Source organism: Massilia sp. 05N420 (genome assembly GCF_056397205.1).
Genome location: NZ_JBFTMX010000119.1, coordinates 1 through 593, shown reverse-complemented (window position 1 = coordinate 593; position 593 = coordinate 1). Strand labels below are relative to the sequence as shown.

General features: G+C 63.4%; 1 protein-coding gene. It reads right to left on the bottom strand.

Features of this window, described 5'->3' with window-relative positions:
• A partial coding sequence (locus AC1DIX_RS27555; protein WP_477328502.1) for an aminotransferase class III-fold pyridoxal phosphate-dependent enzyme occupies positions 1-593 on the bottom strand: 593 nt, incomplete at both ends.

The window sequence follows — 593 nt, the reverse complement described above, 5'->3', positions numbered from 1 at the left end:
GGCGAGCAGACCGCGCTCCTTGAGACCGTAGCAATACTGGCGCGCGCCACCTGCTTCGGGCTCGAGCTCGATCGCCAGCATCAGACCGCGGCCACGTACGTCCTTGACGATGTTCGAGCGGATGGAGCGCAGACCTTCGAGGAAATAGTTACCCATCTTCTCGGCATTCTCGATCATGCCTTCCTCAGTAAGCACCTTGAGCGCGGTGCGGGCAACGGCGCAGGCGAGCGGATTGCCGCCGAAGGTGGAGCCGTGCTGACCGGGCTTGAGGACGCCAAGGACCTCGCTGTTCGAAAGAACGGCGGACACCGGATAGAAACCGCCGGAGAGCGCCTTGCCGATCAGCGTCACGTCGGCTTCGATGCCTTCGTGCTCTTCCGCAAGCAGCTTTCCGGTGCGGCCGAGACCGGTCTGGATCTCGTCGAGAATCAGCGTGACGTTGTGCGTGGTGCAGAGCTCGCGGACGCGCTTGAAATAACCGGCCGGAGGAATGATGACGCCGGCCTCGCCCTGGATCGGCTCGATCAGCGCGCCGACGGTGTTTTCGTTGATCGCGGCGGCAAAGGCATCGGCATCGCCGAAAGGGATGGTGC